Raw genomic sequence first — 22,516 nt, forward strand, 5'->3', positions numbered from 1 at the left:
ATTCAAAAAAGCATAACTAATTTTGCCACCAGGTTACATTCGATAACAAATGATTAGATTAATTATGCGTTATTTGCACTTTAGTTTAACCCCTACTTATTAGCCATGTATTTTGTGCTAGATCGCGCGGCAGTGAATTTTTGATCTTATCCTTTTTCATTCTCGCCGCCTACTATGGTAACCATACCGCGTTAAAGCCATCTTACTATTTAGTAATAAACGACAAGCTCTCCTACTTAATAAGGAATATAATTATAATTCAGAGAGTAATATCTTCCATAGTTTATGATGAAACTAGTCTAATAACGTTTATTTAGTTTTTCCTCAGCCTTAACTATTCCTTTTCTGAGCTTTGATTTATTCCTAATTGTTCATGAATACTTCATCAAATACAGGCGAAATAATTTTAGTCCCATACAAATTTAAATGATCATCGTCGAAATAGAGTGGTTTTCCATCAATGTCTCCATGGCAAAACTCTGAGTCACATAAAAGCGGGATTGGGTTTAATATTTTTGCTCCGCATTTTTGAACCGCTTTATTTTGCATCTCATACGCTGTTTTTTGACGAGTGTCATACTCTAATTTAGGAAGTTTTACTCTTTCCGCTTGGTTTTGAATTAGCATTGATCTAAACATAGATTTAGGTACATTAATTTTTAACTCAGGTAGCGGCCTCAGTAAATATACAGGATTATTCTCTGTAAATTCACAAATAGTATCGACCATGTGCGATACCAAATTCTCTCTATAAGCATCACTTCTTGTTTGAAACCTTTTATCAACAAAACGATTAGGTGGTGAGCTCGTTTTATCTTCATTCTTGCCAATTAAGTTTTGTGATGTTCTATTAATTATTATTACAGGGACACCTTTAAACTCTTTACCTGCACGAGTGATTAATTTACTAACTAGTTTTCCGCAAGAGTCATCTATAACGTTGCCAAAGTTGTCTGTAGTATAAACCCCCTTTATAGTATTGCAGGCCTTTAAACCCCAATCGATCACTGAGCCATTATATAACAGTGCTTGAACGCCAATACCTTCAACTAATGCTTGTGCATGGCTATCACCTAATACAATAGCTTTAACTTCACCATCACCATATTTACAAGATGGAGAATCTCCATCAATAAGTGTTCCACAATAATGCTCTCGTTTATTCTTATGCATACCATTAGTAACTATCAATTGTTCAGAGGTTAGCCTAACCTCACTATCAAAACCGTTATTTGAAATAACTATGTATCCAGCTATTCCAACAATTAATGCTAAATATAGCGGTTTGCACTTTAAATAATCTAAACGTTTATTAAAATTACTTTTGAACTTAATTTTTTCAATATATTTGTTACTTAAAAATCCAAGTAGTACTGACAATGCAATGCCGATATAAATATAATTATTATTTAAAGAAAAATAATAAATGATTACAACTAAAGGCCAATGCCATAAATAAATCGAATACGACCATGCACCTAGTTTTTGAAAGACAATATTACTTGTGACGATACTATTGTTACGTTGTGCTTGAATAACAAGAAATGCACCTAAAACAGGAAAAACAGCAAAGTAACCAGGCCAAGGTGTATCTTTTGAAATTAAAAAATAAGAGCCTAAAATAAGTGCAATACCTATCCATTCAACTAACTTTTTTTGTTTGTCTTTAATACTAAATGGGTACAGGTATGCAACCCCACCCAGCATCATTTCCCAGGCACGTGATGGTAATAAAAAGTAAGCACCTTTGGACCATTTATAAGTAGCAATAACACAAAATACAAAGCCTAAAATAGTGCTAACTAACACTACCTTTTTCATCATGTCTATAGATATAAATTTATATAGTGCAACAAGGACTAATGGGTAAATCAGATAAAATTGCCATTCAACAGATAATGACCACGTATGTAATAACCATTTTTCGCTTGATAAGGCATCAAAGTAGCCTGATTCTAGCCAGTATGTTACGTTTGATACGAAAGCTATACTGCTAGCGGCATGTTTTCCTAATGCTTTATAGTCTTGAGGGGTAAGGTAAAACCAACCTAAAATTAATAATATAACGCAGAGAATGGCGAGCGCTGGAATAATCCTATTTGCACGTGCAACATAGAACCTTAAAATAGAAAATTTTTGTTGTTCTAATCCTTTAAATATTATCCCTGTCATTAAAAAACCAGAGATAACAAAAAACACATCTACACCTGCAAATCCACCAGGTATCCAAGATGAGTTAAAATGAAATAAAATAACAGCAATAACTGCTATAGCCCTTAAGCCATTAATATCTTCCCTGAACTGCAAACTAATATTCCTTATTTGATATAAATTCTTTATAAATGAGACCGAGTAATAACGCTAGTAAATTAATCATCATTAATTTTATGTATTAGCTCAGCTAGATACAAGGAACATTTAAATGCTTTAGTATTATATGGTTAATATATTGTAAAGTATATCCATTAAACCCAACTTATTAACTGTGTATTTTGTACTAGATCTCGCGGTAGTGAATTTTTGATCTTATTTTTTTGCCATTTACCCAGCCCAATAGGGCAGCCACATAGCGTTAATACCACTTCGCCTATAGTTTGAGTTGCCTCAGTTAAGCGTATATCTTTGCCTTGAAAATAATCATTTGCTTGTTCGTTATTTAAAGCAAATATATTGGTTTTACACTCATTGCCAAATACGGTTGCAAACTCGTGCGTTAGCCTCACCCCATTTTTATGAATAATTCCAATTTGAATACCTAAGCGTGCGTACTTAATTTTGTTTTGTACGGCTTCAAACCCTTGTGGAAATAACCACAGTTCTTTATCGCGTTGCATTAAGCTGCCAGGCAGATTAGTTAACCCAAAGTGCTTTTTAAGCGATTGCATAAACGCGGCATATTGTTTTTTATCAAACTCGTTGAACGGAAACACGCCTTTTTTAACAGTTTGATTTGGGTTATCGCAACTTGCGTGCTTTTTAAATTTAGCAATAAAAAAGCCTTCGCTGTCGAACGTTTGTGGCCATACATGTAAGTAGCCTTCACTTGTGGTGGCTTTGCTTGCACCTTCAAATAAGTCGCTTAGGGATTGCGGTGCTATGTAGTCACCAAACTCACTGAGTAAATAATCGCATACTTGCTGATTTTCGAGCGGGGTAAGTGTGCAGGTTGAATACACTAATGTGCCACCTGGCTTTAATGCGTAAAATGCGCTTTTAATTAAGTTTTTTTGTACTTGGGCTATTTGTATGTTTGATTCTATTGACCAATTTTTTAGTGCGTCGGCGTCTTTACGTACAGTCCCTTCGCCAGAGCAGGGCGCGTCTAGCAGTATGCTATCAAAGCATTCAAACATGTAGTTACCAAATATAACGCCATCAAAATGCGAGAGCGCACAGTTGCCTACTCCCATGCGCTTTAATGTAGCGCTAAGTACTTTTAGGCGCGATGACGAAAGCTCGTTTGCAACAAGTACACCTTGGTTATTCATAAGTGCTGCTAGCTGTGAGGTTTTAGAGCCCGGTGCTGATGCCATATCAAGCACGGTGTTATTTTGAGAGTCTGCGAGTTTAATACTTTGCTTTAAGGCGATAGGCGGCAGCATTGAGCTTGCTTCTTGTACGTACATAGCACCGCTTAGGTGTAAGTCGGTATTACCAAGGGCTAGATTTTGCTCTTCATCGCTTGGGCGCTCTAACCAAAAGCCTTCACTGCACCAAGGGATTGGGGTTAGCAGCCAATTTTTTTCAGTTGCACGTTCTACAAATTCTTCAATGCTAATTTTTAATGTATTAACGCGGATAGATTTTCTGAGTGGCCTGCGACACGCATTTAAAAAGTCATCTAAGTTTAGATGTGCTGGTAAATAGGTTTTTACGTCGTCAATAAAGTGCTCAGGAATAAAAGTGTTGGCGTTCACGCGTTAGCTCATACTATAAAAATAAAGCGCGATAATAGCATTTATATAACGCATTTTCAGTGCTTAAAAACGTAACATCCAATTTATTGCCATGTCGACACTTTATTGGTTCGGCCTATTTTGAAGCGTGTTTTATACGGCTTTAGATTAATAGTGTCGACAATGGGTGTGTTTTTTAGCCGTTTTGATAGGTTTAAGGGTTGACATGATTTTTTAATAAGCCCATAGTAACCACATTAATTGTCGACAATCTAAAAAATAACTTATGACACACACATTTTTAAACGAAGCGCCTATAACTACCGCATCAGATCAAGTATTTGTAGATATGCGCCGTGAGATTGTTGAGGGCAGCATAGTTCAAGGCAGTAAAATATCAGAGCCTGAGCTTGCCAAACGCTATGGTGTAAGCCGTGCAACGCTTAGAGAGGCGTTAAATCGCCTAGAAAGTTGTTACCTTGTTGAGCGTAAAGCTAACGTAGGTTGCCGAGTAGTTGCTCTTACCGCTGAGCGCTTGATTGAAGTGTACCAAGTTCGCAGCTCACTTGAAGGCTTAGCATGTAGGCTTGCTGCCGACAATATGGAACCCGAAGAAGTAAAAGGCTTAAAGCAATTACTTAATCAACACCTACAAACACAACGTGTTAAAGAGGGCGAATCTTATTATCAAGAAGCCGGCGATTTAGATTTTCATTATCGTATTATTCAAGGCAGTAAAAACGCGCATTTAATTCATTTACTGTGTAATGAGCTTTATCAATTAATACGCATGTACCGTGTACAAATGGGCATGGTGGGGCCGCGTGTATCAAAAGCGTTTGATGAGCATTTAGCTATTATTAACGCCATTGAAAACCACGACGGCGAACTGGCCGAAATGCTTATGAAGCGCCATATAAGTGCATCGCAAGCAAATATTCAAACCAAATTTGATTTATTAACGGCTAAAAGTTAAGTAGAGCAGTTAAACAGTCACAATTACATATTAAAAGTATAAGTTACTCCACGTAGCAACCGTTCAAAGTGAGGAGAAAGTAATGTCAGCAGGATTAAAGTTTAAACACGCTATTGCCAATAACCGCCCGTTACAAGTGGTAGGTACTATTAACGCCTACACAGCGATGATGGCAGAAAAAATGGGCCACCAAGCTATTTATCTCTCAGGTGCCGGTGTTGCAAATGCCTCGTTTGGTATGCCTGATTTGGGTATGACAAGCCTTGATAACGTGCTTGAAGATATTCGTCGTATTACAGGTGCGAGCGATTTACCGCTGTTAGTTGATGCCGATACCGGTTGGGGCGGCGCGTTTAATATTGCACGCACAGTAAAAGAAATGACTAAAGCGGGTGCAGCTGGTTTTCATATAGAAGACCAAGTAGCCCAAAAGCGCTGTGGCCATCGTCCTAATAAAGAAATTGTAAGCCAAGGTGAAATGGTTGACCGTATTAAAGCAGCGGTTGATGCAAAAACCGACAGCGATTTTTATATTATGGCCCGTACCGATGCATTTCAAAAAGAAGGTTTAAACGCCGCGATAGACCGTGCAGCAGCCTGTGTTGAAGCCGGTGCTGACGCTATTTTTGCAGAAGCCGTACACGACCTTGCTGATTACCAAGCATTTGCAAAAGCGATTAACGTTCCAATTTTGGCAAACATTACTGAGTTTGGCCAAACACCTATTTACACAAAAGAGCAGCTAAATGATGTAGGTGTTGAAATGGTGCTTTACCCATTAAGTGCATTTAGAGCTATGAACAAAGCGGCACTTAACGTGTATTCAGCAATTTTGAATGAAGGCTCGCAACAAAGCCAAATTGAAAATATGCAAACGCGTTCTGAGCTCTACGACTTTTTAGATTACCACACGTACGAGAACACACTCGATACCCTTTTTTCATCAAAATCTGACAAATAATAACTATTAAAATAGATACCACACACAAATTATAGATAGGAGAAGATCATGGTAGATAAAGCATTAGGCGGCGCGGGTTTACGCGGACAAGTGGCTGGTCAAACAGCATTGTGTACTGTTGGACAAAGTGGTTCTGGTTTAACGTATTGTGGTTACGATATTAGCGAACTTGCCGAAAAAGCGCAGTTTGAAGAAGTGTCTTTTTTACTTTCACGCGGTGAGTTACCAACAACTAGCGAATTGGCTGATTATAAAGCTAAACTTAAAAGCTTACGCGGCTTACCAGATGCGCTTAAAACTGTGCTTGAAAATATTCCTAAAGATGCGCATCCAATGGATGTAATGCGCACGGGTTGCTCAATGTTGGGTAACCTTGAAATGGAGCTTGATTTTAGCCAAGCCAATGATGCAATCGACCGTATGATTGCTGTGTTCCCAAGTATTATTTGTTACTGGTACCGCTTTACACACGATGGCGTTCGCATTGAAACACAAACAGATGACGACTCTGTTGGCGCACATTTTTTAACGCTGTTACACGACAAAGCACCTAGCGAGTTATTTGCACAAGTGATGAACGTATCACTAATTTTATACGCAGAGCACGAGTTTAATGCTTCTACATTTGCGGGTCGTGTGTGTGCATCAACGCTTTCTGATATTCATTCTTGTGTAACAGGTGCGATTGGTACGCTACGTGGTCCATTACATGGTGGTGCTAACGAAGCCGCTATGGATATGATTCAAGGCTTTACAAGTGCTGAGCATGCTGAGCAAGAAGTAATGGGCATGCTTGAACGTAAAGATAAAATAATGGGCTTTGGTCATGCTATTTATCGCGAATCGGATCCACGCAATGTAATTATTAAAAAATGGTCTGAAAAACTAGCGGCAGAGGTGGGCGATACCGTGCTTTACCCTGTGTCTGTTCGTTGTGAGGAGATTATGTGGCGCGAGAAAAAACTGTTTTGTAACGCCGATTTTTTCCATGCATCTGCTTATCACTTTATGGATATTCCGACTAAATTATTTACGCCAATATTTGTAATGAGCCGCGTTACTGGTTGGACTGCACATGTAAAAGAGCAACGCGCTAACAACCGTATTATCCGCCCAAGTGCCGATTACACAGGGCCTGATGCACGTAGTTACACACCAATCGAATCAAGAAGTTAATTATTTTTAACTAAGGTGAGCCAATGGCTCACCTTTTACGGCTTTAATGCTTTATATAATAAAAACAACTACAAACCTAAAGCCTTTCTTGAAAAATACCAATTGCACCCTCCATAAAATTGGTATTACATCCGTCACCAAATTAGCGAACCCTTATTATGACCATAATTAATAATACCCAATACCGTAAACCTCTACCGGGCTCAAATGTCGACTATTACGATACTCAAGAAGCCGTAGATGCAATTAAGCCAGGTGCATATGCCACGCTACCTTATTCATCACGTGTATTTGCCGAAAACTTAGTACGCCGATGCGACCCTGCCATGTTAACCGATGCACTTAATCAGCTAATTGAGCGCAAACAAGATTTAGATTTTCCGTGGTATCCGGCGCGTGTGGTCTGCCATGATATTTTAGGCCAAACAGCGCTTGTTGATTTAGCTGGGCTTCGTGATGCAATTGCATCCAAAGGCGGCGATCCAGCAAAAGTGAACCCTGTGGTACCCACGCAGTTAATAGTGGATCATTCGTTAGCGGTAGAGCATGCCGGTTTTGATCCTGATGCGTTTGAAAAAAACCGCGCCATTGAAGATAGACGAAATGATGACCGTTTTCACTTTATAAACTGGACAAAAACTGCGTTTAAAAATATTGACGTTATTCCACCGGGTAACGGCATTATGCATCAAATTAACCTTGAAAAAATGTCGCCGGTTATTCAAAACCGAGATGGCATTGCATTCCCAGATACTTTAGTTGGCACCGACAGCCACACGCCACATGTTGATGCGCTAGGTGTTATTGCTGTGGGCGTAGGTGGGCTTGAAGCTGAAAGCGTAATGCTTGGCCGTGCTTCTTATATTCGCTTGCCCGATATTGTCGGTGTTGAGCTAACAGGCAAGCGCCAACCCGGTATTACCGCAACCGATATTGTGTTAGCCATTACTGAATTTTTACGTGAGCAACGTGTTGTATCTACTTATTTAGAGTTTTACGGTGAAGGTGCCGATGCGCTTACACTTGGCGACAGAGCAACCATTTCAAACATGACACCTGAATTTGGCGCAACTGCAGCCATGTTTTATATCGATGATAAAACAATAGATTACTTGCGTTTAACAGGTCGCGAAGAAGAACAAATTGCCCTTGTAGAAAACTACGCAAAAACAGCAGGCCTTTGGAGCGATAGCTTAAAAACCGCAAAATATGAGCGTGTGCTTAAGTTTGATTTATCAAGCGTGGGGCGCAATATTGCGGGTCCATCTAATCCACACCGCCGTGTATCGACAAGCGATTTAGCTAAAGAAGGTATTTCGGGTGTCGTTGAAAATGAAGAAGGCTTAATGCCAGACGGCGCATGTATTATTGCCGCTATTACTAGCTGTACTAATACGAGTAATCCACGCAATGTAATTGCCGCTGCACTCCTTGCCCGTAACGCAAATGCTAAGGGTTTAATGCGCAAACCTTGGGTTAAAACCTCATTAGCACCAGGCTCAAAAGCAGTGCAATCATACCTTGAAGATGCAAACCTACTAACAGAGCTTGAGCAACTTGGCTTTGGCATTGTTGGTTTTGCGTGTACTACCTGTAATGGTATGAGCGGTGCGCTTGACCCTGTTATTCAAAAAGAAGTAATTGATCGCGATTTATACACTACAGCGGTGCTTTCGGGCAATCGTAACTTTGATGGGCGCATTCATCCTTATGCTAAGCAAGCATTTTTAGCGTCACCTCCTTTAGTTGTTGCGTACGCCATTGCAGGTACTATTCGCTTTGATATTGAAAAAGGGGTACTAGGGCAAGATCAACAAGGCAACGATATTACGCTTAAAGATTTATGGCCGTCTGACGAAGAGATTGATGCAGTAATTAAGCAAAGCGTTAAGCCAGAGCAATTTAGAAAAGTATACGAGCCGATGTTTAATTTAACCGTAGATTACGGTGAAGATAACGACCCACTTTACGACTGGCGCCCAGAAAGCACCTACATTCGTCGCCCTCCTTATTGGGAAGGTGCACTTGCGGGTGAGCGCACAATGACCGGTATGCGTGCGCTTGCAGTGCTTGGCGATAACATTACAACGGATCATTTATCGCCATCAAACGCAATTATGGCAAGCAGCGCTGCTGGCGAATACCTGACCAAAATGAACGTCCCAGAGGAAGACTACAACTCGTACGCAACGCACCGGGGCGATCATTTAACAGCGCAGCGTGCAACATTTGCAAACCCTAAACTACTTAATGAAATGGTACTGGACGAAAACGGCGAAGTTAAGCAAGGCTCTTACGCACGCTTAGAACCACAAGGCACTAATACTCGTATGTGGGAAGCAATCGAAGCTTACATGGAGCGTAAACAACCGCTTATTATTGTAGCCGGTGCCGATTACGGGCAAGGTTCGTCGCGCGATTGGGCTGCAAAAGGCGTAAGACTTGCAGGCGTTGAAGTAATAGCAGCTGAGGGCTTTGAGCGTATTCACCGCACTAACCTAATTGGTATGGGTGTTTTACCGCTTGAGTTTAAAGCAGGCACAACGCGTAAAACTCTAGAGCTGGATGGCAGCGAAACGTACGATGTAGCGGGCGATTTAAAACCAGGTGCCACCGTTAATTTAAGTATTACCCGTAAAGATGGTGAAGTACTCACTGTGCCTATGAAGTGCCGTATCGATACCCAAGAAGAGCTTTCTATTTACGCGGCTGGTGGTGTGTTACAACGCTTTGCACAAGACTTTTTAGAAGCAACGAAATCTGCATAAGGGCAAGCATTATGTTTAAACCGCAAATTAAAGTGCCTGCAACCTATATGCGTGGCGGCACCAGTAAAGGTGTGTTTTTTAATTTAACTGATTTGCCAAAGCCTGCTCAAGTAGCAGGTGAGGCGCGGGATAATTTGTTACTGCGTGTTATTGGCAGCCCCGATCCGTATGCTAAGCAAACGGATGGCATGGGCGGCGCTACATCAAGTACCAGTAAAACCGTAATCTTAAGTAAAAGTGAGCAAGCTGACCACGATGTAGATTACTTGTTTGGTCAAGTGGCAATAGATAAACCTTTTGTAGATTGGAGCGGTAACTGCGGCAACTTAACCTCAGCAGTGGGTGCTTTTGCCATTAGTAATGGTTTGGTCGATAAAAGCAGAGTACCTAATAACGGTGTTGCTATTGTGCGTGTGTGGCAGGCTAATATTAAAAAAAGCATATTAGTGCATGTCCCCATGACAAATGGCGAAGTACAAGAAACCGGCGACTTTGAGCTCGATGGCGTTACTTTTGCTGCAGCTGAAGTAAAACTTGAATTTATTGACCCCGCTGATGGCGATGGTGCGTTATTTCCAACTGGTAATGTAGCTGATGATTTAGAAGTACCGGGTGTTGGTACTTTAAAAGCAACAATGATAAATGCAGGTATTCCTACCATATTTATTAACGCCACTGATATTGGTTATACCGGCACAGAGCTGCAAGACGATATAAATAACGATGTTGCAGCGCTTGAAAAGCTTGAAACCATTCGTGCTTATGGCGCTGTTAAAATGGGCTTAATCACTAACATTAGTGAAGCGCAAGCTCGCCAACATACGCCTAAAGTTGCGTTTGTTGCATTACCTTTAGATTACAAAGCATCTAGCGGAAAGCTTATTGAAGCTGCAAATATCAACTTGCTAGTACGTGCTATGTCGATGGGTAAACTGCACCATGCCATGATGGGCACAGCTGCTGTTGCTATTGGCACGGCTGCAGCAATCGAAGGCACACTCGTAAATATAGCCGCTGGTGGCGGCGCATTGAGTGAAGTTAACTTTGGTCATCCGTCGGGCACGCTAAAAGTAGGTGCTGAGGCTAAAAATAATGCTGGCAACTGGCTAGTTACCAAAGCAAGTATGAGCCGAAGTGCACGCGTATTAATGGAAGGGGTTGTAAGAGTCCCTCAGTAATTACTAAACATTTACTTTAGGTAAGTAAACAAGTTTTATAAACGTTTGCTTAGCTAAAGTAAAACCTACTAACATTCATTATAAACAATCCTTTTTCATTAATTTTTCGAATTATCCTCTTTTTTAGCTCTCATCCATCGCATTTACTTGAAGAATATAATTAACAAACTAGATTGTATGTAATATTCATTTAATAAAGTGAATATATTGTATCAATATGTGCTGGTTCTTTATGAGTGTCTATAGGTTATTGAATAATAGAGATGCTGATAAAGAAGTAGCTCATAGAATAAAGATAAATACTTCTATAAAACGTATAAATATGTAGCATAACTATATAGCTTAATGGTATTTTTAATGTTCTGGTAACAAAGGTTATGATTGTGTACTTTTTTAATGCTTTTTAAACATAAAAGCTTACACAAGCCACTATCAACTAAACTAATTTCTGATACTCATTCCAGGCTATCAAGGAGAAATAAATGGTAAAGCGTACGATCAAATTTACACCTATTGCAGCTTCAGTTGCACTTACATTAGGCTTAACAGCATGTGGTTCGGACAATGACAGAAACATTCCTGTTACACCTGTAGAATCTTTTACTGCAACAGGTGATGCACAGTTCAACATTGAAGTAACTGGTAAAGCAGTTAAAGGTTCAATGAAAAGTGCAGTAGTAACTGTAATGACTTTAGATGCATCTGGTCAAAGCGTTCCTGTTGCGTTTCGCTCAGCTGCTTCAGCAGAAGCAGAGTCTTTTTCTGAAGAAGCACTATCACAAAGTGCTGCTGATGCTGCAGTAGAAGCAAGTAAAATTGCTGCTAACCCTGAAGTATTAACTGATGAAAGCGGCCGTTACAGCATCTACTTAGATGATGACTTTACTGGACCAGTTTACATTACTGTTAAAACGTCTGTAGAAGGTGATGATAGCTTTTTACGTTGTGATGCTTACGTAGGTTGTGGCGATTACGATGTAGCGCCAGAAGAAGATGACGTAAATGATGGCGATACTGCGATTGAGTTTGGCGAATGGTACAAAACTGACCTAGAGCTTTCAGTTGTTAAATTTGTTCCAGCTGTTGAAGCAGATACATCTGGAGTAAGTGGTTCTGCAGGCGATGCTAATGTAGAAGCTTCTTATAAAGCTAATGTTACTTTCTTAACATCGTTAGTGGCGGCTCTTCTTCTTGACTCAGGTTCAAGTGTAGATGAAGACGCAATTGCTAAAGCAAGCTTAGATACTGTTGTACAAGTAATGGGTCAAGACGCTGCACTTTTACTTTCAGCTATTATTGGTGATTTATCTAACGGCGGCGCTGTAGATTTAAGTGATGTTGATGGCGAAGAAGAACTTACTGACGGTATTTTAGCAATTGCACAGCTTTCATCTTCAATTCAAGGTTTACCTTCAATTGGTGATGTAATGAGCAGCATTAAAGCTGGTATTAAATCAGGCCAGTTTAAAGGTAATGCTGATGCTAGCATTGCAGCAATAGCGACAATGTTACAAACAGCTATTACAAATACTGCAAATGTTTTTGTTGCCATTGCTACTGGTACTGAAGATGACATTAAAACTGCATTAGAAGCCGCTTTCGCAGCAAAAATTCCAGCTCCTACTGCTGGTGAGATAGTTGCATTTGCTGCTAACTCAGCTGATGTTGCTAAAAAAGCAAAAGCTGCTAAAGATAAAGCTGTTAAAAATGGTGCTGCAACTGATGCGAGCCTTGCAGCCGCTGCAGTAAAAGTTAAAAAAGCACTAGAAGTAATTGGTTGTACTGGTGCAGAATGTACAGTTGGAGATGACTTTTATACAGCTCTAGCAGCTGCTTTAACAGTAGAAGTTACTGCTTCTCAAACTGCACTTACTGCATTAGAAATGAACATTGAAACAGCTCAGAGTTCACTTGCAGATGTTCAAGCAATGGGTGGCGATGCTCTTACAGCTGATAACGCAGCTGCATTTGTAAGCGCTGTTACATTACTGAAAAATGAAGCTACTACGGCTGATTTAACAGCTAAAGCAGACTCTATTTTTGTTAAATCACAAGGCTATGTAACTGCTGCAAAAGCGTTAGTTACTCAAAGCTCTGATTACCAACAAGTTCTTGATTCTGCAACGTCGTTGCAAACAGATGCATCTGTTGCTGTAACTGACACCGCTGCATACGACGCGGCACTAGCTGCACTAGTAGCTGAAGCTGAAGCAGCGATTACAGAGTTTGATGTGGCTCTTGCTGCTGCAAAACTAGTTGCTGAAGACACTGCAGACGTTGCTGATGAGAAAAAATCAGTAGCAGACACAGCTGAAGCGGCTTCTACTAGCGCACTTGCTAACGCAGAAAATGCAATGGTAGATACTGCTGCAAACGCTGCTGAAGCAAAAGAGCTTGCAATGACTGCCGTTACTGCTGCGTCTGATTTTGCTGCTGCTGTTGATGCACTTGAAATTGCTATTGAGCAAGCACTTGTTGCTGCTAATGCCTACCTAGAACTTGAAGGCGAAGGCGCACAAGCAATGATTGATGCGCTTACAGCTATGCAAACAGCTGCTGTAGCTCAAGGTGAACTAGCTAGCGAGCAATTTGTAACAGCTTATAATCTACAGCTTGCTGCTGAAACTGCAGTTGCAAAACTTGAAGTACTAACTTCTGTTAAAGCTACATCAGAGTCTTTAGCGACAATGACTGTGCTTACTAACACTGGTGGTCAAGCGGTTATCGATGCAGCAGACGTTCTTGCCGACGTAATTGATGAATTAGCTGAAATGGGTAATAACTCAGGTACAGGTACTTCAACTCGTAATGCTGATTGGGATTATGCTTATAATTTAGATGATCTTACGCTAATGCTTAGCAATGCGACTACAGGTGAGATGATCAGCGCAGCTGCATCTTATCAAGACAATCAGCTTGTTGTTGCTTGGGGTGCTACGCTAGTAGGTGAAAATGACGCTTCAGTTAAGCTTGTAACTGCTGATACACAAACACAAGCACTTACAGATTGTGTTGAATTTGCCGCTGGTACAATTGATTCAACTCAAATTGATTCATGTTTAGTATTTACTTTTGATGGCGCAGTGACGGCTGAAAATGTAGATGACGCTGAAATTGTAATGACTGAGATGTCGAACCATGTTGAAATTGTTGATGGCGATTCAGGCTTTGATGGCGTGTTAAGCATTACAGCTGATGATGCAACAGATTCAGGTTCTATTACATTAGAAGGTGTTTCTGGTGATGTAGACTTTAAAGTAATGGCTACATTTATTGATAGTGATATGGAAGAGACAAGTGCTCTAGATATTACTGTAAATAATGCAATGGGTTACACGTTGTCTATTACTGGTAATGAAAGTGCAGGTTACACTGGTGACGTTATGGCTATGTACAATGAGATGATGATGTCTTTTGGTACTGCAGCTAAAACAACAAACGGTCTTTCAATTACTTACATTGATGGTGACGTAGTTGATTACGCTGATGTTGATTTAATTGATTCATCTAAGTAATATTTAAACTATAAAAGGGGAAAGCAGCGCTTTTCCCTTTTTTTATAGAAAGCGATTAAATTATGAAAAAAAAAATTCTCTTGTTAGGATTTTCAACAGCTTTTATTTCTCCTCTTGCTTCCGCAGATAACCAATTTCAAATTTTTACCCACTTTGACGCAGAAATTTATACAGAAGCACAACCAGTACAAGCTTTTGTAGATGATTTTGATGCTCCATTAAAATCGGGTGACAGTGCATTTACCTATAATATATTTGAAGTAGGTGTTGGCTACGGTAATTTTAAGGTAGGTTTACAAAGTCGTTACGACTATGTTCTTAACTTTGATCCTGATACAGCTAAATACACTCATACCGAAAAAAATGATTTAGAGTTTGAAGATAGATTTTATACATATTACCTTGATGCTAAACAAGCAACGTCTAACGGTGTATTTGTATCTTATGATTTTAAATTTTTAGATAAACATGCATTAACAATAACACCTAAACTTTCTGTTTTTGCCAGCTCGCACTATCAAGATGCCACTGTAAATGGTGAAATTTATAGTGATGAAGTTGAAGGCGCTGTAACGGTTGATTACAACTTTTCAAAAGACATATTATTTAAAAAGTTTTCACCTTCACAAAAACCTGAAGGGCTTGGCTATAGCCTAGATATTTTTGCTGATTGGCAAGTAAACGATGAGCTTCAGGTTGGCTTTAGCGTAAAAGATTTGCTTTATAAAACAGAGTATGAAGACAGTGGCTCCGTAAAAGGTCAAACTACTGAAATTCCATTTAGCGAAGATGACAACGGCGATATTATTACTCAGCCAACAGTTTCATTAAAAACATCTGCATTTGGAAATACGGTATCTCATGATTTAGAAATGGAAATGCGACTACAAGCATTTGCCGATTACAGAATAAACGACCGATTTTCGACTCAGTTAACTTTAAAACGTTACGACAAAGACACGTTCAGCCAATTAAAAGGCCGTATACACTTTTGGGATCATTGGAGAGTACAGGCAGGCTATGAGACAAAAAGTGAAGCATTTTTAGTTGGTATAGAAAACGAGTATTTTGGTCTTAATTTACAAACTGATAGCCTAGATTTAGATAAAGCCTATTATGCTAATGTGAATTGGTACGTGAACATTAAGTTTTAAGGAATGAAGATGTTAAAACAAATTATACCCTTAGGGGTAGCTATTGCATTGGTAGGTTGTGGTTCTTCATCAGACAGTGACAGTTCAGAGTCTGTTGCAGTGAGTGAGATTGCTACATCTTCTTCTGTGAGTTTTTATGTATCTAATTGGCAATCACCACAGGGCACGCTTAATGTTTTAGATAGCGACGGGGTGGTGCAAGAATCAATTGAAGTTGAAAACATCAATACTGCGAGTGTAAGTGTAACTCCACTTACTTTTAATAGTTTTGAGTTTATACCGAGTGATACTGCTCTACCTTGTCCTCGCTTTACAGGTTGTGGCAGAACAGTTCGTGGTGATGTAAATGACTTAAACGCAAACCGTTTAATAGACTACCAAGAATTGACAGCCGTTACTCTTAATTACAAAGCAGATGCATTTAGTGCACCAGGTGTAAATACGGTTTATTTATCGCCATTGAGTAAAGCAATTACAGATGAAGGCTTTAGTGCTACGCAAGCTAGTTTATCAGCCACGCCTTTTTATCATTTAACGCACAGCAATTTAAATGCAAGTGTTGAAGCAGAAATGGTTACTAATGCATTTACTTACGCAGCAATTTTAGCTGGTGTTGCTGATAGTACGTTTAGTGTTGAAAGTGCTTTTAATGCATTTACTAACTCAGAGACTGACCAACAGGCATGGGAAGATTATAGCGATTTAGCAGCGCAGTATGTTACAGATAACTTATTTAGCGACCAAGGTAATGGATTACTACCAAACGTTGCAGGTCAAGTTAAGCAAACGATCGCAAGTGTAACTACATTTATAAATTGGCAGGCTCGCTCAACAGAAGTTCAAAGCTTAGATTCTAGAGAGTTACTTGTTGATACACGAAATATTATAGGTGCTGCAAGACTTCAAGAAAAAAGCTATTCAGATGAATTAGACGTAAAATTTGCTGAGCTTGAAGATGCGTTTGATGAAGACACACAAAGAACCCTTGATGCACTTACTAATGCTTTAAACGAAGTTATTACAAATTATTCACCACTAGCTGATGGCTCTACACCATCAGGACAGTATAAACTTCGTGACTTAGATATTGATTACAGCCAATCACCTTATACTTGGGCTATAACTGGCACATATGATGAGTTACCTATAACAATTGATTTATCAATTCCAACATTTAGAGTAAGTGGTGTATTAGGTAATAAAATTGAAGGTATAATGAGCGCAACGATCACAAATGGTGCTACGGTATTAAGTGTTGATGTAAGTGAGTTGCTAATTCAGTTTGATGGCATAGATGCTCAAAGTGAATTAAATCCAGAAGCCGACACAGGTATTACACAGGTAACTACCAATGTAATTATCAATAAAGCCGCTGGTAAACTTGAAGGCGATTTATCACTAAACTTAAATCGTTTTGTTAATTCATTAGGTGAAGAGTCTACGACGTTATCTACTTTTGATTTTAATGGTGATTACGTAAGTGACATTCAAAACACTGCATTTCATATCACAGCAGTAGAGGCTTCGCCTTTTATTGGTGAAGACAACGATGATTTAGCATTTACTTTTGAATTAGATTTTCCGTTGAGTGGTGCAAGCGATTTTAAGTTTGCTTACGTGGGCGATGTTGAAAACTTATCAGAACTTACCTCTACAGATATATTTGTTAGCATAAAAAACCGTGCGTTAGATTTACGTATTCGTGATGTTAGTGGCAACATTAATCTAATAGCGAAAGGCGAAAATGGACGTTGGTTAGATGTAAAGCAAAAGGGCCGTAATTACAGTGGCGGTTTATATTTTGGTGATACTAAACTAGCTGATGTTACTGCAGTACGTGGTATTCCTGGTGTTTTATTTCCAAATGGTGAGTTTGAATCGTTATTTTAACCATTAGTTAAGTGGTTTTAGAAATATTCAAAATCCGATATTAGTTTTCTGGTATCGGATTTTTTAATGCTTGTTATATTAGTTAAATGCGCCTGAATCAAGGTAGCTGCCGATCCCGAGTGTAAACATCCATATCCCCCATAAACTATGCTCAATAACACACACGACGGTTGAGCGGCTTTGTGCATAGGTATAGGCAAACAGTAAGCCACCTAAAAATGCTAAACCTACTGCAATCCAATTTGCATACACAATATGCGCCAACGCAAATACACTTGCACTAACTACAATACGCACTGCTTTTTTGGGCATGATGCGTTTATAACGATGAAAAAAATACGTTCTGAATATTAACTCTTGAGGAATAACCGACAGTATTGGGTAGAGCAACAACAGTAAAAGCCAATCATTAAACGAGTTGCGGGGAAGGGTAAACCAGTTGCCCTGATGAATAATCCCGTAAAACATACCCGAGAACAGCGCACCTAAAAAAAAGAAGCTAAACACACGTTTTTTAACAGCAGAAAATTGCCCAAGGCTTGTAAGCCTAAAACGTTTAAAGTGGGGATCGCCCAGTAGCAACATACAACACACGCTCATTAAAATAATAAGCGCAGGAATAAGCCAGTTAGCTAAATGCTCGCGTAATCCAAAACCCAACAAGGGGAGTAATACAAAAATAAGGGTAAATTCAAACCAGCGATATTGATTGGCGTTCAAGGTCGTCTCAACTTGTTTTTTTAATAAGCTATCAAGCTAAGACGACATTTTTATGACGAGATTAGTAATCTACAAAGTGATCTATAAAATTATTTTGCAGGTTCTTCTTCACTAGGTAGGTATTTGTACAAGGCAATAATAGTGGCAAAAATACTCACAAAGGTAATACCCATTAAACCAAATACTTTAAAGTTGACCCAAAAGTCGAGCGAAAAGTTATACGCAATATAAATATTCAGCCCAGCGATACCAGCAGTAATAGCAACCCACATTAAGTTAAGCTTATCCCATAATGGCTCTGGAACAACAATAGCTTGTTTTGTATCGTTAGCGTTTTCGAGAATTGAACTAAGCGCTTTTTTAACTAGATTTTTTTTAAGTGCATAACGGCTAACAAGTAACGTTAAGCTTAAACCTGCGTATATGAGTGTTGCTTTCCATTTTATGTATTGCTCATCATGAAGTACCAGCGTTAACGTACCAAACACAGCAGCAATGCCAAAAAATATCCATTGACGAGTTGGCACAGAGCCATGTTTAAAGTAGCTATAAGCAACTTGAATGAGCGTAGTGGCCATTAATAAACCGGTAGCCCAGTAGATATCGACTAGCTTAAAAACTGCAAAAAACAGTATGAGTGGGATGTATTCAATTAATGCGTGCATAGCTTACCTAAATTATACAAAAAAGAGTCAAAGGCTTTTTACCACATAAAGCTTAGCAACTACAAGGTTGACTTGTTGCCCTGTAACCCTTAGCCTGCGTGGCTTTATTGCCAATTTGGTTTGGTATTTTTTATATCATCATATTCCCACGCTTAACCAACACTGATTTGGCGTGTATTTAGGAGCCTAAAATGAATAAAGCAGAACTCGTTGCTGCCATTGCACACAAAAGTGAATTAACAAAAAAAGATTCTCAAGCGGCGCTTTCAAGCTTGCAAAAAGTAATTACTAAATCGCTTTCTGAGGGTGATCAGGTTCAAATAAATGGCTTTGGTACGTTTGCACTAAGTTATTACCCAGCGCGTACTGGACGTAACCCGCAAACAGGTGCTGCAATTGAAATAGAAGGCGCTAATAAAGCGGTTTTTAAGCCTGCTAAAGCGTTAAAAGATCTACTTTAATTCTATTTAAGGTTTTAAACCCCGTATTGATAGATAAGTTACATGAGCGCGAAGTAAATTCGCACCTACGGGTATATGTTGTAGGTGAGGTTTTATACCTCGCGTTTGGTGGCTTTAAATTATATGAGCTGGAAATAAATTCGCACCTATGTAGATTATTCATAATCTCTAAATGATTTACATGGCATTATAAATCCCACTTACATTAAATCCTTTATTTTCAATTGCTTGTTATCGGCATGCATTATGCTGTTTAACTGTGTGTTTCGAACATATTTTTAAACAATACCAATCTGCTTATATATGGGGTCTATTGAGCGTTAAGAAAATCACGCTAGAACTAGGCAAAAATTTTTCGTATTTAGTTGTTCTAAATGAAAGGTTTTTAACGACGTTATAGTGCGATTTAATTCGTTAAATTGCTCAAAGATTTATGCAGGTTGGTATAATATAAGGAGATCTCAATGAGTACATTACAAACAAGCACACGTTTACAAGGCAAAAAAATTGCAATTTTAGCCACTGATGGATTTGAGCAAAGTGAGCTTTTATCTCCACGCAGCGCATTACTTGATGCTGGTGCAAACATCGAAATAGTATCAATTAAAGAAGGCCAAATTACGGGCTGGGATGAAGACAAGTGGGGCGATAAAGTAACAGTAGATAAACTAGTCACAAACGCAGACCCCGCCGATTACGACGCGCTTATGCTTCCTGGTGGTTTATTTAACCCAGACAGTTTACGTCAAGATAAAGATGCTAAAGCCTTTATTGATGGCTTTTTTGGCGCAGAAAAAAATAAACCCGTTGCTGCAATTTGCCATGCACCGTGGTTACTAGCTGAAATTAATAAACTGCGTGACCGTACCATTACCTCTTTTCCAAGTATTAAAAGCGATTTAATTAATGCAGGTGCCAATTGGGTTGACCAAGAAGTATGTGTAGATAAAGGCTTAGTAACGAGCCGAAGCCCAGCTGATTTAGAAGCATTTAATGCTAAATTTATTGAAGAGATTTTAGAGGGTAAACACCAAGCTCACTAATTTTCTTTTTAAAACGTTTGGATATTGATACAGCGTTTGATTTTAAAAACAAAAAAGGGCATTTTAAATGCCCTTTTTTAATGCGTATAAAACACGCCCTAGTTAGATTATAGCGATGTAGCTGCTTTCATATCGGCTACAAAAGCTTTTAGCTGCGCGGTCATTACAGGTAAATCATTAAGGTTAGCTTCAATAATTTTAACCACGGCAGAACCTGAAATAGCACCGGCTGCTCCTGCATTAAGAGCCGCTTTTACATCATCTGGCGTTGAAATACCAAACCCTAAAAGAGCAGGGGCTGCATGGTATTCTTTTAATTTAGTAACAATATTACCAGCAGGCATTTGTGCTTTAGTATCGGTACCGGTAACACCTGCGCGCGATAGTAAATACGTGTAACCACGACCGTAAGAGGCACATTGGCGAAGTGTGTCATCATCGGCATTAGGTGTTGCAATAAAAATTGGGTCTACACCGTTATCCATTGCTGACTTTCTAAACATTTTAGATTCATGTAAAGGCACATCAGCCACTAAAATTGAGTCTACGCCTACCGCTTTTGCATCTTTATAAAATGCTTCAATACCGCGTTTAAACACAAGGTTTGAATACAGTAATAAGCCAATAGGAATATCGGCATTATACTCACGTATTTCTTTAATAATATCAAAGCAATCTTGTGTGTTAATGTGCACATTGAGGGCACGAATATTAGCTTTTTGTATTACTGGTCCATCTGCAATTGGGTCCGAAAACGGAATACCAAGCTCAAGCGCATCAGCGCCGCCGTCAATTAGGCTTTTAATAATCGCAATACTTTGCTCTTTACCTGGGTCGCCAATCGTTACAAATGGTACAAACGCACCTTGTTTTTGCTCGTTAAGCGCTGCAAACATTTTGCCGTAACGATCCGTTTTTACTTGGCTCATAGCTGACCTCTTTCAGTTAGTACATTGTGAACGTGTGCTAAATCTTTATCGCCACGACCACTTAAATTAATAACTATAACACTCTCCTCAGTTAGCTCCTCTGCGTACTTAAGCGCATAAGCTAACGCATGGCTTGATTCAAGTGCCGGAATAATCCCTTCATTTTTAGCAAGCGATTGAAACGCATCAAGCGCTTCTGTATCGGTAATACCAACGTATTGAGCGCGACCAGTTTCGTGTAAAAATGCATGCTGAGGACCAACAGCTGGGTAATCAAGGCCCGCTGATACAGAGTAAGACTCTTCAATTTGGCCATCGTCATTTTGCATAATGTACGTATAAGTACCGTGTAATATGCCTTTTGTGCCTTTACAAATTGTTGCACCGTGCTCATTTGTATCAAGACCTTTACCAGCAGGCTCAACACCAATTAATTTAACGCCTGGCTCGTCAATAAAGTCAGTAAACATACCAATTGCGTTTGAACCACCACCAACACAGGCAATAACAGCGTCAGGTAAACGACCTTCTGCTTTAAGTACTTGTTGCTTAGCTTCTTCACCAATAATTTTTTGATACTCGCGTACAATTGTTGGGAATGGGTGAGGACCCGCAGCTGTACCTAGAAGGTAATGTGCGTCTTGGTAGTTTGCTGACCAGTCACGCAGCGCTTCATTTACTGCATCTTTTAATGTGCCAGAACCCGCTGTTACCGGAATAACCTCTGCGCCCATTAACTTCATTCTAAATACGTTTGGTTGCTGACGTTCAACGTCTTTTGCGCCCATATAAATACGACACTTTAAACCCAGTAATGCACATGCAAGCGCGGTTGCAACACCGTGTTGACCGGCACCGGTTTCAGCAATAACTTGTTTTTTACCCATGCGCTTAGTAAGTAACGCCTGACCAAGCACTTGGTTTGTTTTGTGCGCGCCGCCGTGTAGTAAGTCTTCACGCTTTAGATACAGTTTTACTTTTGGGTTTTTAACTAAATTGCGCGTTAAAGTAAGTGGGGTAGGACGACCCGCATACTCGTTTAATAATTTACTTAGCTCTGCCTGAAACTCAGGATCTTTTTGTGCTTTGTTAAATTCGTTTTCTAACTGCTTAAGCGCAGGGACAAGTAACTCGGGTACAAACATACCGCCAAACTCGCCAAAATAAGCTGGATTTTGCATTTT

Annotated in this window: 16 protein-coding genes; 10 read left to right on the forward strand and 6 right to left on the reverse strand. The window is 39.4% G+C overall.

Annotation, left to right across the window (positions count from 1 at the left end):
- Positions 1–363: 363 nt before the first annotated feature.
- Both I6F43_RS08630 and rsmF read right to left on the reverse strand, forming a co-directional pair.
- A complete protein-coding gene (locus tag I6F43_RS08630; RefSeq protein WP_231614053.1) occupies positions 364–2,307 on the reverse strand; it encodes an acyltransferase family protein in 1,944 nt (647 codons plus the stop codon).
- Positions 2,308–2,465: 158 nt separating this feature from the next.
- Entirely contained in the window at positions 2,466–3,917 is a 1,452-nt protein-coding gene (rsmF, locus tag I6F43_RS08635; protein ID WP_197101877.1) for a 16S rRNA (cytosine(1407)-C(5))-methyltransferase RsmF, read from the reverse strand.
- A 265-nt stretch (positions 3,918–4,182) separates the two neighbouring features.
- On the opposite strand from rsmF, the gene I6F43_RS08640 reads away from it, so the two are divergent.
- The 8 genes from I6F43_RS08640 (at position 4,183) to I6F43_RS08675 (ending at position 17,514) form a co-directional block, all read left to right on the forward strand.
- Complete coding sequence (locus I6F43_RS08640; protein ID WP_024590401.1) at positions 4,183–4,872, forward strand: GntR family transcriptional regulator; 690 nt, start codon at positions 4,183–4,185, stop codon at positions 4,870–4,872.
- Positions 4,873–4,954: 82 nt separating this feature from the next.
- Positions 4,955–5,833, forward strand: coding sequence for a methylisocitrate lyase (gene prpB / locus I6F43_RS08645; RefSeq protein ID WP_076923873.1), 879 nt, complete (start codon positions 4,955–4,957; stop codon positions 5,831–5,833).
- 48 nt (positions 5,834–5,881) lie between these two features.
- Positions 5,882–7,009 (forward strand): bifunctional 2-methylcitrate synthase/citrate synthase, encoded by a 1,128-nt coding sequence (gene prpC / locus I6F43_RS08650; RefSeq protein ID WP_197101879.1) that lies wholly within the window; start codon positions 5,882–5,884, stop codon positions 7,007–7,009.
- A 158-nt stretch (positions 7,010–7,167) separates the two neighbouring features.
- Positions 7,168–9,777 (forward strand): Fe/S-dependent 2-methylisocitrate dehydratase AcnD, encoded by a 2,610-nt coding sequence (gene acnD, locus I6F43_RS08655; protein WP_197101881.1) that lies wholly within the window; start codon positions 7,168–7,170, stop codon positions 9,775–9,777.
- 11 nt (positions 9,778–9,788) lie between these two features.
- Positions 9,789–10,955 (forward strand): 2-methylaconitate cis-trans isomerase PrpF, encoded by a 1,167-nt coding sequence (gene prpF / locus I6F43_RS08660; protein WP_197101883.1) that lies wholly within the window; start codon positions 9,789–9,791, stop codon positions 10,953–10,955.
- A 482-nt stretch (positions 10,956–11,437) separates the two neighbouring features.
- The gene (locus I6F43_RS08665) at positions 11,438–14,470 is read left to right on the forward strand and encodes a hypothetical protein (protein WP_197101885.1); all 3,033 of its coding nucleotides are present in this window, start codon (positions 11,438–11,440) and stop codon (positions 14,468–14,470) included.
- 62 nt (positions 14,471–14,532) lie between these two features.
- A complete protein-coding gene (locus I6F43_RS08670; protein WP_197101887.1) occupies positions 14,533–15,624 on the forward strand; it encodes a hypothetical protein in 1,092 nt (363 codons plus the stop codon).
- 9 nt (positions 15,625–15,633) lie between these two features.
- Complete coding sequence (locus tag I6F43_RS08675) at positions 15,634–17,514, forward strand: hypothetical protein (protein WP_197101889.1); 1,881 nt, start codon at positions 15,634–15,636, stop codon at positions 17,512–17,514.
- Positions 17,515–17,592: 78 nt separating this feature from the next.
- Here the strand turns inward: I6F43_RS08675 and I6F43_RS08680 are convergent, their stop codons facing one another.
- A complete protein-coding gene (locus I6F43_RS08680; protein ID WP_197101891.1) occupies positions 17,593–18,234 on the reverse strand; it encodes a CPBP family intramembrane glutamic endopeptidase in 642 nt (213 codons plus the stop codon).
- Between the two features lie 89 nt (positions 18,235–18,323).
- The gene (locus I6F43_RS08685) at positions 18,324–18,899 is read right to left on the reverse strand and encodes an inner membrane-spanning protein YciB (protein ID WP_197101894.1); all 576 of its coding nucleotides are present in this window, start codon (positions 18,897–18,899) and stop codon (positions 18,324–18,326) included.
- 191 nt (positions 18,900–19,090) lie between these two features.
- Here I6F43_RS08685 and I6F43_RS08690 point away from each other — a divergent pair, with 191 nt between their 5' ends.
- Entirely contained in the window at positions 19,091–19,360 is a 270-nt protein-coding gene (locus I6F43_RS08690; protein ID WP_007375441.1) for an HU family DNA-binding protein, read from the forward strand.
- A 464-nt stretch (positions 19,361–19,824) separates the two neighbouring features.
- Positions 19,825–20,403, forward strand: coding sequence for a type 1 glutamine amidotransferase domain-containing protein (locus I6F43_RS08695; protein WP_007582489.1), 579 nt, complete (start codon positions 19,825–19,827; stop codon positions 20,401–20,403).
- 107 nt (positions 20,404–20,510) lie between these two features.
- Here the strand turns inward: I6F43_RS08695 and trpA are convergent, their stop codons facing one another.
- Both trpA and trpB read right to left on the reverse strand, forming a co-directional pair.
- A complete protein-coding gene (gene trpA / locus I6F43_RS08700; protein ID WP_197101896.1) occupies positions 20,511–21,332 on the reverse strand; it encodes a tryptophan synthase subunit alpha in 822 nt (273 codons plus the stop codon).
- Positions 21,329–22,513 carry a tryptophan synthase subunit beta gene (gene trpB, locus I6F43_RS08705; protein ID WP_010554212.1) on the reverse strand — a complete coding sequence of 395 codons (1,185 nt, stop codon included), beginning with the start codon at positions 22,511–22,513 and terminating at the stop codon, positions 21,329–21,331. The genes trpA and trpB overlap by 4 nt, the downstream gene beginning before the upstream one ends.
- Positions 22,514–22,516: the final 3 nt, after the last annotated feature.

Source organism: Pseudoalteromonas sp. NZS71_1 (assembly GCF_015864305.1).
GTDB classification, from domain to species: Bacteria; Pseudomonadota; Gammaproteobacteria; order Enterobacterales; family Alteromonadaceae; genus Pseudoalteromonas; species Pseudoalteromonas arctica.

Bases quoted from the DNA above. Each gene is read 5' to 3' on its own strand.
- I6F43_RS08675 (WP_197101889.1), top strand. From the start codon at position 15,634: ATGTTAAAACAAATTATACCCTTAGGGGTAGCTATTGCATTGGTAGGT.
- I6F43_RS08665 (WP_197101885.1), top strand. From the start codon at position 11,438: ATGGTAAAGCGTACGATCAAATTTACACCTATTGCAGCTTCAGTTGCA.
- I6F43_RS08695 (WP_007582489.1), top strand. From the start codon at position 19,825: ATGAGTACATTACAAACAAGCACACGTTTACAAGGCAAAAAAATTGCA.
- prpF (WP_197101883.1), top strand. From the start codon at position 9,789: ATGTTTAAACCGCAAATTAAAGTGCCTGCAACCTATATGCGTGGCGGC.
- I6F43_RS08640 (WP_024590401.1), top strand. From the start codon at position 4,183: ATGACACACACATTTTTAAACGAAGCGCCTATAACTACCGCATCAGAT.
- prpB (WP_076923873.1), top strand. From the start codon at position 4,955: ATGTCAGCAGGATTAAAGTTTAAACACGCTATTGCCAATAACCGCCCG.
- prpC (WP_197101879.1), top strand. From the start codon at position 5,882: ATGGTAGATAAAGCATTAGGCGGCGCGGGTTTACGCGGACAAGTGGCT.
- I6F43_RS08690 (WP_007375441.1), top strand. From the start codon at position 19,091: ATGAATAAAGCAGAACTCGTTGCTGCCATTGCACACAAAAGTGAATTA.
- trpB (WP_010554212.1), bottom strand. From the start codon at position 22,513: ATGCAAAATCCAGCTTATTTTGGCGAGTTTGGCGGTATGTTTGTACCC.
- acnD (WP_197101881.1), top strand. From the start codon at position 7,168: ATGACCATAATTAATAATACCCAATACCGTAAACCTCTACCGGGCTCA.
- I6F43_RS08685 (WP_197101894.1), bottom strand. From the start codon at position 18,899: ATGCACGCATTAATTGAATACATCCCACTCATACTGTTTTTTGCAGTT.
- trpA (WP_197101896.1), bottom strand. From the start codon at position 21,332: ATGAGCCAAGTAAAAACGGATCGTTACGGCAAAATGTTTGCAGCGCTT.
- I6F43_RS08670 (WP_197101887.1), top strand. From the start codon at position 14,533: ATGAAAAAAAAAATTCTCTTGTTAGGATTTTCAACAGCTTTTATTTCT.